Origin of the sequence: Streptomyces sp. NPDC048270, assembly GCF_040652335.1 — a bacterium.
In the GTDB taxonomy this organism is placed as follows: Bacteria; Actinomycetota; Actinomycetes; order Streptomycetales; family Streptomycetaceae; genus Streptomyces.
On record NZ_JBEZLV010000027.1, the window covers coordinates 29,365 to 44,168 of the forward strand.

Below are 14,804 nucleotides of genomic sequence, written 5' to 3' on the forward strand. Positions count from 1 at the left end.
CCGATTCCCAACACACACGGGAGACATCGTGTTCAAGAAGATCGAGGCCCTCGGCGACACCCTGCTCGCCCTGGTCGCGCCGAAGACCGAGGCCGCCGCGGCCGTCTGCTACGTGCGCTACTACAAGGCCTGCTGGCAGTGCGCCAACCGCCCGTGCGAGGCCTGCTGCGACCGGAACGGCCAGAACTGCCAGTACATCGACTGCCGCTGAATTCCTGCGGTGGCGCGGCAGCAGTGAATAAGGCCGGCTGAAATTCCGCCCCCCGGGCTACTCCACAGGTGGTGAACCATGCTGTATCTGGCCATCGGAATGCGTTGCCTGATCGGGGCGGTATTTCTGGTCTCCGTCCTCGGAAAGACCGCCGGCCGCGGCGCCTACGCCGCCTTCGTCGTCTCGGTGCGGGAGCTGCTCCCGCTCTCCCGCACCGTGACCCGGCCGGCCGCCGCGCTCGTCGTCCTGGGCGAGGCGGCGATCGTTCCGCTCCTCGCCCTGCCCCAGCCCCTCGCGCACCAGAGCGGCTTCGCCCTCGCGGCCGTCCTCCTGACCGCCTTCACCGCGGCCATCGCCGGTTCCCTGCGCCGCGGATCCCCCGCCCCCTGCCGGTGCTTCGGCGCCTCGGCCACCCCGCTCGGCGCCCGGCACCTCGTACGCAACCTGCTCCTCGCCGCCGGTGCGACCGCCGGCGCGGTGGCCGCCGCCGGCACCGGGCCCCTGCGCCCGGGCTCGGTGCTGGCCGCCGTCTTCGCGGGACTGCTGCTCAGCGCCCTGGTGACGCTGCTCGACGACCTGCTCTACCTCCTGAGGCCGGCGGCCGTCTGACCGCCGCCCCGCCCCACGCACCCTCGACCCGCTACGGAGCCGCCATGTCCCTCCTGATCACCGCAGTGGCCCTGGTCGGGCTGCTCGCCGCCCTCGACCTGCTGCTCACCGTCGGCGTGATCAAGCGCCTGCGGGACCACGCCAACCTGATCTCCGCCAAGGTGAACGAGGAGGCCCCGGCCGGTCTCGACATCGGCGCGGAAGTCGGCGACTTCTCCGTGACCAGCGCCGACGACGAGGAACTCACCCTGGCCGACATCGAAGGCGACACCCTTGTCGCCTTCTTCTCCCCGAACTGCACCCCGTGCAAGGAGAAGCTGCCCCTGTTCACCGAGTACGCCCGCCACTTCCCCGGCGGACCCCGCCGGGTGCTCGCCGTCATCGCGGGCGGCGCCGAGGGCGGCGGCCGCTTCGCCGAAGCGCTGCGCCCCGTCGCCCGGGTCGTCCGCGAGGACTACAACGGCGAGGTGGGCGCGGCGTTCCAGGCCAAGGCGTACCCCACCCTGCTGCTCGTCGGCCGGGAGGCCGACGGCCGGGTCGTGGTCCGCGCCAACCAGGTCGACCTGGCCGCCGGCCTCCCCCTCGCGGCATGAGCGGGCGGGAGCGCCGGGAGCGCCGGCAAGCGGGGCGCGGCGGCCGCTCCCGGCACACCCGCACGGCCGAGGGACGCGATCCCGCCGTGCGCCCGTCGCGGCGCCGGCGCCTCTTCGCCGCCACCGCCCTGGCCGTCGCCGCGGCCCCCTGGGTCCTCACGGCGTACGTCGCCCTGACCCTGGCCACCGGGACCCTGCCGGTGGCCGCCGCCTGGTTCACCAAGACGGTCGTCGACCGCATCTCGGGCGGCCCCGCGGCCGGCGGCCTCCTGGCCCCGGCCGCGCTGCTCGCCGCGACCGGGGTGCTCGCCGCCGTCTTCCCCCAGGTCTCCCAGTACCTGCGGGCCCAGCTCGACCGCCGGGCCGGACTGCTCGCCATGGAGCGGCTGTTCACCGCGGTCGAGCGGTTCACGGGGCTGCGGCACTTCGAGAACCCCGAGTTCCTGGACCGGCTGCGGCTCTCCCAGCAGGCCAGCCGGGTCGCCCCCAACCAGACCGTCGACGCCGCGCTCGGCCTGATCCGCTCGCTGGTCACCGGAGCCGGACTGCTGGGCACCCTGCTCCTGCTGAGCCCGCTGATGACCGTGCTGGTCCTGCTGTCCGGACTGCCGATGCTCCTCGCCGAACTCGACCTGTCGCGGCGCCGTGCCCACACCCTGTGGGCCGTCAGCCCCGCCGAGCGCCGCGAGGCCTTCTACGCCGAGCTGCTCACCTCCGTCCAGGCGGCCAAGGAGGTACGCCTCTTCGCGCTCGGCCCCTTCCTGCGCGGCCGGATGGCCGCCGAGCGGCGGGTCTCCGACCGGGGGCGCGCCGCAGTCGACCGGCGCGAGGTCCTCGTCCAGGCCGGGCTGGCCCTGCTCGCCGCGCTGATGTCGGGCGGCGGCCTGGTGTGGGCGGTGGCGCAGGCCCGGACCGGAGGCCTCACCGCGGGCGACGTAATGATCTTCGTGGCGGCGGTCGCGGGCATCCAGGGCGCCCTGATCTCCTTCGCGGCCGACCTGGCCCGCGCCCACCAGGCCCTGCGCTCCTTCGAGCACTTCCTCACCGTCCTCGGCACCCCCTCCGACCTGCCGGTCCCGCGACAGCCGCGCCCGCTGCCCGAGCTGCGGCGCGGGATCGAACTGCGGGACGTCTGGTTCCGCTACGCGCCCGACCAGCCGTGGGTGCTGCGCGGTGTGAGCCTGCACATCCCGCACGGCATGACGCTGGGCCTGGTCGGCCTCAACGGGGCCGGCAAGTCCACCCTGGTCAAGCTGCTGTGCCGGTTCTACGACCCGACGCGCGGGGCGATCCTGTGGGACGGGGTGGACCTGCGCGACACCGCCCCGGAGGCGCTGCGCGAGCGGATCAGCGTGGTCTTCCAGGACTACATGGAGTACGAGCTGACCGCCGCCGAGAACATCGCCCTCGGCGAGCTCACGGCCCTCGACGACCCGGACCGCATCCGGGCCGCCGCCGACCGGGCGGGCATCCACCGCCGGCTCGCGGAGCTGCCGCGCGGCTACGACACCCTGCTGACCCGCACCTACTTCATGGAGTCCGACAAGGACGACCCGGACCTCGGGGTCCTCCTCTCCGGCGGCCAGTGGCAGCGGCTCGCCCTGGCGCGGGCCCTGCTGCGGCACCGGCGGGACCTGATGATCCTGGACGAGCCCTCCTCGGGCCTGGACGCGGCCGCCGAGCACGAGGTGCACAGCTCGCTCGCCGCGCACCGGGAGGGGCGTACCAGCCTGCTGATCTCGCACCGGCTGGGCGCGCTGCGGGTCGCCGACCGGATCGTGGTGCTGGCGGAGGGCCGGATCACCGAACAGGGCACGCACGGCGAACTCCTCGGCGCCGCGGGGGAGTACGCGCGGCTCTTCACCCTCCAGGCGGAGGGCTACCGGCCCGCCCCGGACGCCGCCCGGGACGCGGGCCCCGACGCCGCCTCCGCCGTCGCCTCCGCTGCCTCCGACGCCGCCTCCGCCGCCGCAGTCACCGCCGAAGCCGCCGCCGGCTCCGCGCCGCGGACGGAGCCGGTCCGATGAGCGGGCGGGTGCTGCCCGGGGACCCGCTGCCCGGGCGGCCCGAGCGGCCCTACGGGCCCGAGCTCGCCGCGGCCGCGCCCGACGGCCCCGTCGCCCGGGCGGGGCCCCCGCAGCACGGCGCGGCGGCGGGCCGGCGCCGGGGGCGGGCTTCGGGGGCTCCGGGCGGAGCACGGGTCGGGGTGCCCGCCGGGGCGCCGGCGCTGGCGCTGGCCGGAGCGGGGGCCGCCGCGCTGGTCGTCGGCGGCACGGGTGCCCGTACCGCCGCGGTCGCGGTCCTCGCCGCCGCGGCCCTGTGGTGGGCGCTCAGCCGCCGGTTCGTCGTGGTCACCGTGCGCGGCCCGAGCATGGAGCCGGCCTACCGCGACGGGGACCGGGTGCTCGTCCGGCGCGGCGGCCCGCCCCGGAACGGAGAGGTCGTCGTCGCCGAACACCCCGGCGCGGCCCGCCGCGGTGAGGCGGGCCTGCTCATCAAGAGGGTCGCCGCGGTCCCCGGCGACCGGATCCCGCGCGTCGGGGTACCCGCCCTGGCGCGCGCCCCCGGCAGCCGGGTCCCGGAGGGGCGGCTGGTCCTGCTCGGCGACAACCGGGCGGTCAGCCTCGACTCCCGCGAGCTCGGCTACTTCCCGGCCGACCGGGTCCTGGGGCGCGTCCTGCGCCACCTGCCCGCCCACCGCAAGCGCCCGCACAGGTCCACGACGTGAAGGAGCGAGCCATGGCACTGAGACTGTTCGACACCGGTACCCGGACCGTGCGGCCCTTCGTCCCGGTGCGCCCGGGCGAGGCCTCCCTCTACGTGTGCGGGGCGACCGTGCAGGGGCCGCCGCACATCGGGCACGTCCGTTCGGGCGTCGACTTCGACATCCTGGCGCGCTGGCTGGCGTACACCGGCCACCGGGTCACCCTCTGCCGCAACGTCACCGACATCGACGACAAGATCCTCGCCAAGGCGGCCGGGGAGGGCGTCCCGTACTGGGCGCTGGCCCAGCGCAACGAGCGGGCCTTCACCGCCGCCTACGAGGCCCTCGGCTGCCTGCCGCCCACCGTGGAGCCGCGCGCCACCGGGCACGTCCCCGAGATGACGGCCCTGATGCGTGAGCTCGTGGGGCGCGGGCACGCCTACGCGGCGGGCGGTGACGTGCTGTTCTCGGTCGGTTCGCTGGCGGACTACGGGGTGCTGTCGGGGCGGGTCGGCGAGGACGCCGCCCGGGCCGGGGCCGGCGGCCGGGTGGCGGGCGGCGGCGACGCCAAGCGGGACCCGCGCGACTTCGCCCTGTGGAAGGCGGCCAAACCCGGCGAGCCCTCCTGGGAGACGCCCTGGGGCCCGGGCCGGCCCGGCTGGCACCTGGAGTGCTCCGCGATGGCCCGCCGGTACCTGGGCGACACCTTCGACATCCACGGCGGCGGCATCGACCTGCTCTTCCCGCACCACGAGAACGAACGCGCCCAGTCCGCGGCCGCGGGCTGCGGGTTCGCCCGCTACTGGATGCACAACTCCTGGGTGACCGCGGGCGGCGAGAAGATGTCCAAGTCGCTGGGCAACTCGCTGCTGGTGTCCAACGTCCTCGGCCGGTGCCGCCCGGCCGTGCTCCGCTACTACCTCGGCACGCCGCACTACCGCTCGGCCATCGAGTACGGCCAGGCCGCGCTGGACGAGGCGGCGAGCGCCTACGGGCGGATCGAGCAGTTCGTGCTGCGGGCCCACGAGTACGCCGGGCCGCTCGCGGCGGACGGGGAGGCGGCCCGCCCGTCCGTCCTGCCGGGCGCGTTCACCGCCGCCCTCGACGACGACCTCGGCGTGCCGCAGGCCACCGCGGTGGTGCACCAGCGGGTGCGGGAGGGCAACGCGGCCCTGGCCGCCGACGACAAGGAGCAGGTCGTCCGCCTGCTGGGCGAGGTGCGGGCCATGCTCGGGGTCCTAGGCCTCGACCCGCTCGACCCGCACTGGGCGCGGGGCCGGGACACGGACGCGGCCGGCCCGGCGGAGCGGTCCGGCCCGGCCGGCACGGTCGGCGCGCTGGTCGAGCTGGCCCTGGAGGAGCGGCGCCTGGCCCGGGCGGCGCGCGACTACGCCGCCGCGGACCGCATCCGGGACCGGCTCGCCGCGGCCGGGGTGGAACTGGAGGACACGCCCGCGGGACCGCGCTGGATCCTGGGCGGCCGCCGCTGAGGGCCCGCCGCCGAGCGGCCGCCGCGCCGGGGAGGAGCGGTACCGGCACTCCGGTACCGGGCCGTCCGCCACCACCCGGTCCGGGGCGCGGACGGACCGGGCGGCCGCCGCGGCCGCTGCGGTACTCTGACGCCATGCGTGCCGTACGCCTTCTGCTTACCGAGCCGCGCTGATCAGTACCGACCCTCCGAGACGGTCGGCATCGGCGCGGCGCCCCCTCCTGTGCGAGGGGTTTTTTCGTTTGGGCAGGCAGAGACGGCAGAGACGATCGATGGAGCTTCAGAATCATGAGCGAGACGAACACCCCGGCCCCCGAGGCGGCCGAGGGACACCGTTACACGGCTGCCATGGCCGCCGACATCGAGGCACGCTGGCAGGACGCCTGGGACGCGCAGGGCACGTACGAGGCCCCGAACCCGACCGGTGACCTGGCGGGTGACCCCGCCGTGGTCGCGCGGCCCAAGAAGTTCATCATGGACATGTTCCCGTACCCGTCCGGTGCGGGGCTGCACGTCGGCCACCCGCTCGGGTACATCGCCACCGACGTCTACGCCCGCCACCAGCGGATGACCGGGCACAACGTCCTGCACACCCTGGGCTTCGACGCCTTCGGCCTGCCGGCCGAGCAGTACGCCGTGCAGACCGGCACCCACCCGCGCGTGTCGACCGAGGCGAACATCGAGAACATGAAGGTCCAGCTGCGCCGGCTGGGCCTGGGCCACGACAAGCGCCGGTCCTTCGCGACGATCGACCCGGACTACTACAAGTGGACCCAGTGGATCTTCCTGCAGATCTACAACTCCTGGTACGACGCGGACGCGAGGAAGGCCCGGCCCATCGCCGAGCTGGTCGCCGGCTTCGAGAGCGGCTCCCGCGAGGTTCCCGGCGGCCGTGCGTGGGCCGGGCTGACCGCGGGCGAGCGGGCCGACGTACTGAACGAGTACCGGCTGGCGTACTCCTCGGACGCGCCCGTCAACTGGTGCCCCGGGCTGGGCACCGTCCTGGCCAACGAGGAGGTCACCGCGGACGGCCGCTCCGAGCGCGGCAACTTCCCGGTCTTCAAGTCCAAGCTGAGCCAGTGGAACATGCGCATCACCGCGTACGCCGACCGGCTGCTGGACGACCTGGACGCGCTGGACTGGCCCGAGGCCATCAAGCTGCAGCAGCGGAACTGGATCGGCCGCAGCGAGGGCGCGCGCGTCGACTTCCCGCTGGGCGACGAGGCGGTCACCGTCTTCACCACCCGCCCGGACACCCTGTTCGGCGCCACCTACATGGTGCTGGCGCCCGAGCACCCGCTGGTGGAGAAGTTCATCCCGGCCGCCTGGCCCGAGGGCACCCACGACGTGTGGACCGGCGGCCACGCCACCCCGGCCGAGGCCGTCGCCGCGTACCGCAAGCAGGCCGCCTCGAAGTCCGACGTCGAGCGGCAGGCCGAGGCCAAGGACAAGACCGGCGTCTTCACCGGCGAGTACGCGGTCAACCCGGTCAGCGGCGACAAGGTCCCCGTCTTCATCGCCGACTACGTGCTGATGGGCTACGGCACCGGCGCGATCATGGCCGTTCCGGCGCACGACAGCCGCGACTTCGAGTTCGCGCGCGCCTTCGAGCTGCCGATGCGCTGCGTCGTGAAGCCGACCGACGGCCGCGGCACCGACCCGGCCGAGTGGGACGAGGCCTTCGTCGCCTACGACGCCGAGCTGGTCAACTCCGCGGGCGACGGCATCTCGCTGGACGGCCTGGGCGTGGTCGAGGCCAAGGCCGCGATCACCGACTGGCTGACCGCGCGCGGCATCGGCGAGGGCACCGTCAACTTCCGCCTGCGCGACTGGCTGTTCAGCCGGCAGCGCTACTGGGGCGAGCCCTTCCCGATCGTCTACGACGAGGACGGCGTCGCGCACCCGCTGCCCGCCTCGATGCTGCCCCTGGAGCTGCCGGAGGTCGAGGACTACTCGCCGCGCACCTTCGAGCCGGACGACGCCGCCTCCAAGCCGGAGACGCCGCTGTCGCGCAACGAGGCCTGGGTCAACGTCGAGCTGGACCTGGGCGACGGGCGCGGGGTCCGCTCCTTCCGCCGTGAGACCAACACCATGCCCAACTGGGCCGGTTCCTGCTGGTACGAGATGCGCTACCTGGACCCCACCAACGCCTCGGCGCTGGTAGACCCCGAGATCGAGCAGTACTGGATGGGCCCGCGCGCGAGTGCCCCGCACGGCGGAGTCGACCTGTACGTCGGCGGCGCCGAGCACGCGGTGCTGCACCTGCTGTACGCGCGCTTCTGGTCGAAGGTGCTGTTCGACCTGGGCCACGTCTCGTCGGCGGAGCCGTTCCACAAGCTGTTCAACCAGGGCATGATCCAGGCGTACGCCTACACCGACGCCCGCGGCGTCTACGTGCCCGCGGCCGAGGTCGAGGAGCGCGACGGCGGCTACTTCTACCAGGGCCAGCCGGTCAAGCGCGAGCACGGCAAGATGGGCAAGTCCCTGAAGAACGCCGTCACGCCGGACGAGATCTGCGAGGAGTACGGCGCGGACACCCTGCGCCTGTACGAGATGGCGATGGGCCCGCTGGACGTCTCGCGCCCGTGGGACACCCGGGCCGTGGTCGGCCAGTACCGGCTGCTGCAGCGCCTGTGGCGCAACATCGTCGACGAGGAGACCGGCCAGGTCACCGTCGTGGACGGGGAGCCGGGCGAGGACACGCTGCGCGCCCTGCACAAGGCGATCGACGGGGCCGGCGCGGACCTGGCCGGGCTGCGCTTCAACACCGCCATCGCGAAGATCACCGAGCTGAACAACACCCTGACGAAGGCGGGCCGGCCGCTGGAGCGGTCCGTGGCCGAGGCCCTGGTGCGGCTGGTCGCCCCGCTGGCCCCGCACATCGCGGAGGAGCTGTGGCACCGCCTGGGCCACACCGACTCGGTGGTCCACCAGGACTTCCCGGTCGCGGACCCGGCGTACGTCGTCGACGAGAGCGTGACGTGCGTGGTACAGGTCAAGGGCAAGGTCAAGGCGCGCCTGGAGGTGCCGCCGACGATCTCGGACGCGGAGCTGGAGCAGCTGGCGGTCGGCGACGAAGCCGTGGTCGCGGCCCTGGGCGGCGCGGAGATCCGCAAGGTGATCGTGCGCGCGCCCAAGCTGGTGAACATCGTCATCTGACGCCACCCGTCCGCCGCGGGAGACCGCGCAGGACCATGGGGGACATCCCGTACGGGCAGGTTGGGGGTTCGATTGGAACCCCTGGCCTGCCCGCGGCGTTTACGGTGGAGGGGAAGAGCTGACGCCTGGGGAAAGGGGCCACCATGGAGGCCGCGTTGATCATCTTCGCGCTGATGTTGCTGGCTGTCGTCGGCCTCGGTGCGTACGTCACGGTCAAGGCGGTGGGGGCGGCCAAGCGGAGCGTGGAGCGCACCGTCGGCCAGGCGCGGCGCACGGTGGAGGACACCACCCTGCGGGCCAAGAGCTTCGGCCAGGTCGGCGTGGTGGGCGCGCTGGCGCAGCTGCGGCTGGACCTGCGCACCTCGATGCGGGCCACGGAGCAGGCGCTGTCCGAGGGAGCCCGGGCGGACGCCTCGCTGAAGGAGTCCCTGGGGCTGTTCCAGCGGCTGAGCGCGCACGGCCGGGAACTGGACGCGGAGCTGAAGCGGCTGGAGCAGGAGCCGGACCGGCAGCGCACCGCCGGGCTCCTGCCGGAGCTGCGGGAGCGCACGGCCAGGATCGTCGAGTCCGCGGACTCGCTGCGCTGGGCGGCCCGGGACCGGGCCCGGCGCTTCGCGGAGGACGACCTGTCCACCCTGTCGGAGCAGATCGAGATGGAGTCCGGGGCGCTGCGGGACTGGTCGCGCGAGCCGGTGGACGACCTGGCGGCGGCGGCCGCGGCGTGGGACGCGGCGCAGGCACAGGGGGCCGGACCGACCGCGGCCCAGGCGCACGGGACTGCGTCGGGCCCCGCGGCTCTGAGCCAGGCCGCGCCGGCGCCCGAGTACCCCTGGCAGAAGGCGCGTCGGCCGGAGAGCACGACCTGAGCCTGGGGGCGCGGGCGCGGGCGCGGTGCGCGGGTGCGCGGGGCGGATGCGGCGGTGCGCGGTCCGTGGGTGTGCCATGGGCTCTGCGCGCTGCCGGGGCCCGGGCCGTCGTCGGGCCTGGTCGGGGGGCGGGCGACGGGTTGGCCGAGGGGCGGACTGACGGTCGGCCGAGGGGCGGGCTGACGGTCGGCCGAGGGGCGGGCTGAGGGGCTGGCTGAGGGTCGGCCGCTCGTCCCTGGGCCATGGGCCGGAGCGCCCGCCGAGGGGTCCGCCGAAGGGCCCGCTGATCGCCCCGGGTTTGCCGTGGAAGTCCGAGTTCGCCGAGGGGCCTGCCGGGGACTGCGGCGACGGCCCGCGTCCCCGCCGAGGCGGCCCCCCGATGGCCCTCGCGAGGGCCCTGCCGAGGGCTGTCGAGGGGGCCAGGCTGCCGTCCCGCCCCCACTGGCGGTAACCTCCGGCTCATGTCCCGCCATGTCGTCATCGTCACCGATTCCACGGCCTACCTGCCCCCACCGGCCATGGCGCGGCACGGAATCACCTCCGTCCCGCTCACCGTGGTACTCGGCGGCGAAGCCCTGGAGGAGGGCACCGAGATCTCGGCGCGCAGCCTCGCCCTGGCGCTGCAGAAGCGCCGCTCGGTCACCACCTCGCGGCCCGGCCCGGAGGAGTTCGTCCGGGCCTACCGGGCGGCCGCGGACGCCGGTGCGACCGGCATCGTGAGCCTGCACCTGTCCGCCGAGTTCTCCGGCACCTACGACGCGGCCGTGGTCGCCGCGCGGACCGCGCCCGTGCCGGTCCGCGTCGTGGACACCGGGATGGTCGCGATGGCTCTCGGCTTCTGCGCGCTCGCCGCCGCCGAGGTGGCGGAGGCGGGCGGCTCCGTGGACGAGGCCGTGGCCGCCGCGGAGAAGCGGGCGGCGGACATGTCGGCGTACTTCTACGTCGACACCCTCGACTACCTCCGTCGCGGCGGGCGGATCGGGGCCGCCCAGGCGCTCCTCGGCTCGGCGCTGGCCGTGAAACCGCTGCTGACCCTGGACGGCGGGCGGATCGAGATGCTCGAGAAGGTGCGTACGGCCTCCAAGGCCATCGCCCGCCTGGAGGAGCTGGCCGTGGAACGCGCGGGGTCGGGCAGCGTCGACGTCGCGGTGCACCACCTGGCGGCGCCGGAGCGCGCCGAAAAGCTCGCGCAGCGTCTGCGTGAACGCATCCCGGGCTTGGTCGAACTGCACGTCAGCGAGGTCGGCGCGGTCATCGGCGCCCACACCGGCCCGGGGCTGCTCGCGGCGGTGGTCTCGCCGCGCTGACCGCGACGCGGCGGAAATCCGGGGCCGAGTGCCGCACGGTTCACCGGAACGGGTGGTGCGGATATCCACAACGGGGCGGTCGTCCACCGGAATTGAGGGCTCCGAACGGGGGCCGGGAATCGTCCCTACCGTCGTGGCATGACTCTTCGAACGCGTACTCCGCATCCGTCGGGCGCCACCAGCGGCCCGGGCCGAACCCGTCTCTCCGACGGCCGTCTGCGACACCGCCGCGGCCCCGGCCTCCGCGGTGGCCACCGGCCCCCGCAAGCGGACCCGGAGGCCGTGCGCCGCCGGGCCGAAGCCCTGCTGGGCAGCACCAGCCCGCCACCCCCACCCGAGCCGCAGCCCGGGCCTCCACCCGAGGCGGAGCCTGGGCCGGTGGCCGGGGCGGAGCCTGGGTCCTCGCCTGAGGTGGAGCCTGGGCCCCCGCCCGAGCGGGATCCCGGGCCGGTGGTCGGGGCGGGGCCTGGGTCCTCGCCTGAGGTGGAGCCTGGGCTCCTGCCCGAGCGGGGCCCCGGGCCGGTGGCCGGGGCGGGGCCCGCGGCCCTGTCCGGGGCGGAGCCCGCGGTCGGGGACGGGGCGGGTTCCGGGGCGCCGGACGTGGCGGAGCCCCGGTCCCCGGCGGGGGAGAGGGCCGGGCTGGAGCCCGGTGTCGCGCGGAGGCTGGCGTTGCGGGAGCGGATGCCGGTGTGGTTGCAGGCCCGTTGCGCGGTGGAGCCGCGCACGGTGGCTGCGGTGGGAGTGGTGCTGGTCGTCGCGGTCGGACTGGCCGCGCAGCAGTTCTGGTCCGCCCGGCCCCGGCCGGTCACCGCGCCCGCTGTGATCGCCCCGGCCGCGGTGCCCACACCCCAGGCCCCGGCGGGAGCCCCCACGCGGATCGTCGTCGACATCGGCGGCAAGGTCCGGGACCCGGGCGTACGCAGGCTGCCCGCCGGTTCGCGGGTCGAGGACGCGCTGGCCGCCGCGGGGGGCGTGCGGCCCGGTACGGACACCACCGGGCTGAACCGGGCCCGGGTGCTGGTGGACGGCGAGCAGGTACTGGTCGGAGCCCCCGCCCCGCCCCCGCCGGACGGGGGCGGGGCGGGGGGCTCCGATCGGCCGAGTACGGGCCCGCTCAGCCTCGGGTCGGCCACCGTCGAGCAGCTGGACGGGCTGCCGGGGGTCGGGCCGGTGCTGGCGCAGCACATCGTGGACTTCCGCACCGCCCGCGGCGGCTTCCGCTCCGTGGAGGAGCTCCGGCAGGTCAACGGCATCGGCGAGCGGCGCTTCGCCGACCTGCGGACGCTGGTGCGGCCGTGAGCCGCCCTGCGGGCGAGGCGCCCGCGGACCTGCGCCCGGTCGCGCGGCATCGGCGAGCGGCGCTTCGCCGACCTGCGGACGCTGGTGCGGCCGTGAGCCGCCCCGGGGGCGCGGCGCCCGCGGACCTGCGCCTCGTCGCGCCGGCCCTGGCCGCCTGGGCGGCGGCTGCCTTCGCCCTGGACGCGCCCGCGGGAGCGACCGTCGTCGGGGTGGGGCTGGGCGTGGCCGGAGCGGGGCTGCTGCTCCTGGTCGGGTCCCGGAGCCCGGGGCCCCGGTGGCGGGCCGCCCCGGCCGTGGCCGCGGCCCTGCTGTGTGCCTGTGCGGGGGCCGGCGTGGCAGGGCTCCAGCGGGCCGAGGCGCGGGCCGGGCCGGTGCCGGGGCTGGCCCGCGAGCACGCCCGGGTGCTCGCGGAGCTCACCGTCGCCTCCGATCCGCGCCTCGCCGGGAGCGGCGGCCGGGGCGGCGGGCCGCCGGTGGTGGTGCTGGACGCGGTGCTGACGGGCGTGACCGGGCCCGACGGGTCGCGGACCCGGGTCGAGACCCCGGTGAGGGTGCTGGCCGGGCATCCGCGATGGGCCCGGCTGCTGCCCTCCACCCGGGTGGCGGTCGTCGCCCGGCTGGCCCGGGCGCGGGGCGGCGAGCAGGCCGTGGCCCTGCTGCGGCCGGCCGGCGACACCCCGCCCGCGGTGACGGGCGGGCCGGACGCCGCGCAGCGGTTCGCCGGGCGGCTGCGGGCCGGGCTGCGCGAGGCCACGGAGGGGCTCGCGCCGGATGCCAGGGCCCTGCTGCCGGGGCTGGTCGTCGGGGACACCTCCAGGGTTCCGCCCGATCTGCACGAGGCGTTCAAGGCCACCGACCTGCTGCACCTGCTGGCCGTGTCGGGGTCCAACCTGACCGTGGTGCTGTTCCTGCTCATCGGGCCCCCGGCCCGGGCGCAGCAGGCGGAGCGGCGCGGGCTGGCGCCCCGGCTGGGACTGTCGCTGCGGGCCACCGCGCTGTGCGGGGCGGCCCTGACGCTGGCCTTCGTGGTGGTGTGCCGGCCGGAGCCGAGCGTGCTGCGGGCCGCGGCCTGCGGGGCGGTCACGCTGCTGGCCCTTGCCACCGGGCGGCGCAGGTCCCTGATCCCGGCCCTGGGCGCCGCCGTACTGCTGCTGGTCCTCTACGACCCCTGGCTGGCCCGCAGTTACGGGTTCCTGCTGTCCGTCCTGGCCACCGGTGCGCTGCTCACCCTGGCGCCCCGGTGGAGCGCGGCCCTGCGGCGGCGCGGGATGCGGCCGAGGTTCGCCGACGCGCTGGGGGCCGCCGCGGCCGCCCAGGCGGTGTGCGCGCCCGTGGTCGCGGTGCTCTCCGCCCGGGTCAGCCTCGTGGCGGTGCCGTGCAACCTGCTGGCCGAGCTCGCGGCGGGCCCGGCGACGGTGTTCGGCTTCGCGGCGCTCGCCGCGGCCCCGGTGTGGATGGGCGCCGCGCGGGGGCTCGCCTGGTGCGCGGGGATCCCCGCCGGGTGGATCGCCGCCGTGGCCCGGGCCGGGGCGCGGCTGCCGGGGGCGGAGCTGGCCTGGCCGGGCGGGCCGGCCGGCGGGCTGCTGCTGGCCGCCGCCACACTGGCCCTGGTGCTCCTCGGCGCCCGGTTCGGCAGGCGGCGGCGGGTCTGCTCCGCCCTGGCGGTGCTGCTGCTCCTGGCCGTGCTCAGGCCGCCGCAGCTGACCCGTACGCTCACCGGCTGGCCCCCGCCCGACTGGAGCTACGTGCAGTGCGCCGTGGGGCAGGGGGACGCCGCGGTACTGGCCCTCGGCCCGGGGGAGGCGCTGGTGGTGGACGCCGGGCCGGACCCCGCCCCGGTGGACGCCTGCCTGCGCGCCCTGGGCGTGCACCGGGTGCCGATCCTGCTGCTGACGCACTTCCACGCCGACCACGTGGGAGGTCTGGCCGGGGTGCTGAGGGGCCGGTCGGTGGGTGTGATTCAGACCACGGCGCTGGAAGAGCCGCCCGGGCAGGCGCGGTTGGTGCACCGGGCGGCGGCCGCCGCGGGCGTGCCCGTCGTACGGGCGGTGGCCGGGGAGCGGCGCCGGGCCGGACCGCTGGAGTGGGAGGTGCTCTGGCCGCCTGCGGCCGGGCCGCCGCCCGAGGGGCCCAACGACGCGAGCGTCGCGCTGCTGGTCCGGGGCCCGGGACTGACCCTGCTCCTGCTCGGCGACCTCGAACCACCCGCGCAGCAGGCCCTCTTGAGGGAGCATCCGCACCTGGGGCCGGTGGATGTCGTCAAGGTGGCGCACCACGGCTCCGCGCACCAGGACCCGGGCCTGTACGCGCGGATCCGGGCGCGGGTCGCGGTGGTCCCGGTCGGCGCGGCCAATCGCTACGGGCACCCCGCACCGGGTACGCTCGCCCGGCTGCGGGCCTCGGGGGCGGCCGTACTGCGGACCGACACCGACGGGTCGATCGCCGTGTCGGGCGCAGGCCCCGGGATACGGGTCTTTCCGGCCGGCCGGCGGCGGGAGCGACACGGGCATACCGGGCACGGCCCTTCTGTTTGCCCACAACCCGACAGCATGATCGAATGCGTCTTC

Annotated in this window: 10 protein-coding genes and 1 pseudogene; all 11 read left to right on the top strand. The window is 75.9% G+C overall.

The features are described 5' to 3' along the window. Positions 1–28: 28 nt before the first annotated feature. Positions 29–211 (top strand): hypothetical protein, encoded by a 183-nt coding sequence (locus AB0D66_RS23385; protein ID WP_362306710.1) that lies wholly within the window; start codon positions 29–31, stop codon positions 209–211. A gap of 78 nt (positions 212–289) precedes the next feature. Beyond that, entirely contained in the window at positions 290–820 is a 531-nt protein-coding gene (locus AB0D66_RS23390) for a MauE/DoxX family redox-associated membrane protein (protein ID WP_362306713.1), read from the top strand. 44 nt (positions 821–864) lie between these two features. After that, entirely contained in the window at positions 865–1,413 is a 549-nt protein-coding gene (locus tag AB0D66_RS23395) for a TlpA disulfide reductase family protein (RefSeq protein WP_362306715.1), read from the top strand. Beyond that, a complete protein-coding gene (locus tag AB0D66_RS23400; RefSeq protein WP_362306718.1) occupies positions 1,410–3,440 on the top strand; it encodes an ABC transporter ATP-binding protein in 2,031 nt (676 codons plus the stop codon). Before AB0D66_RS23395 ends, AB0D66_RS23400 begins: the two co-directional genes overlap by 4 nt. Further along, entirely contained in the window at positions 3,437–4,141 is a 705-nt protein-coding gene (locus AB0D66_RS23405; protein WP_362306721.1) for a S26 family signal peptidase, read from the top strand. The genes AB0D66_RS23400 and AB0D66_RS23405 overlap by 4 nt, the downstream gene beginning before the upstream one ends. Before the next feature lie 11 nt (positions 4,142–4,152). After that, positions 4,153–5,607: a cysteine--tRNA ligase gene (gene cysS, locus AB0D66_RS23410; protein WP_362306724.1), complete on the top strand. Its 1,455-nt coding sequence runs from the start codon at positions 4,153–4,155 to the stop codon at positions 5,605–5,607. Between the two features lie 287 nt (positions 5,608–5,894). Continuing rightward, a complete protein-coding gene (gene leuS / locus AB0D66_RS23415) occupies positions 5,895–8,765 on the top strand; it encodes a leucine--tRNA ligase (RefSeq protein WP_362306728.1) in 2,871 nt (956 codons plus the stop codon). 143 nt (positions 8,766–8,908) lie between these two features. Next, positions 8,909–9,631, top strand: a complete 723-nt coding sequence (locus AB0D66_RS23420) for a hypothetical protein (RefSeq protein ID WP_362306731.1) — start codon at positions 8,909–8,911, stop codon at positions 9,629–9,631. Positions 9,632–10,092: 461 nt separating this feature from the next. Continuing rightward, complete coding sequence (locus tag AB0D66_RS23425) at positions 10,093–10,938, top strand: DegV family protein (protein WP_362306733.1); 846 nt, start codon at positions 10,093–10,095, stop codon at positions 10,936–10,938. Between the two features lie 138 nt (positions 10,939–11,076). Next, on the top strand, positions 11,077–12,237 hold the full coding sequence (locus AB0D66_RS23430; RefSeq protein WP_362306734.1) for a helix-hairpin-helix domain-containing protein: 1,161 nt from the start codon (positions 11,077–11,079) through the stop codon (positions 12,235–12,237). Between the two features lie 92 nt (positions 12,238–12,329). Beyond that, positions 12,330–14,708: pseudogene (locus AB0D66_RS23435) on the top strand (ComEC/Rec2 family competence protein); the annotation flags it as partial. Positions 14,709–14,804: the final 96 nt, after the last annotated feature.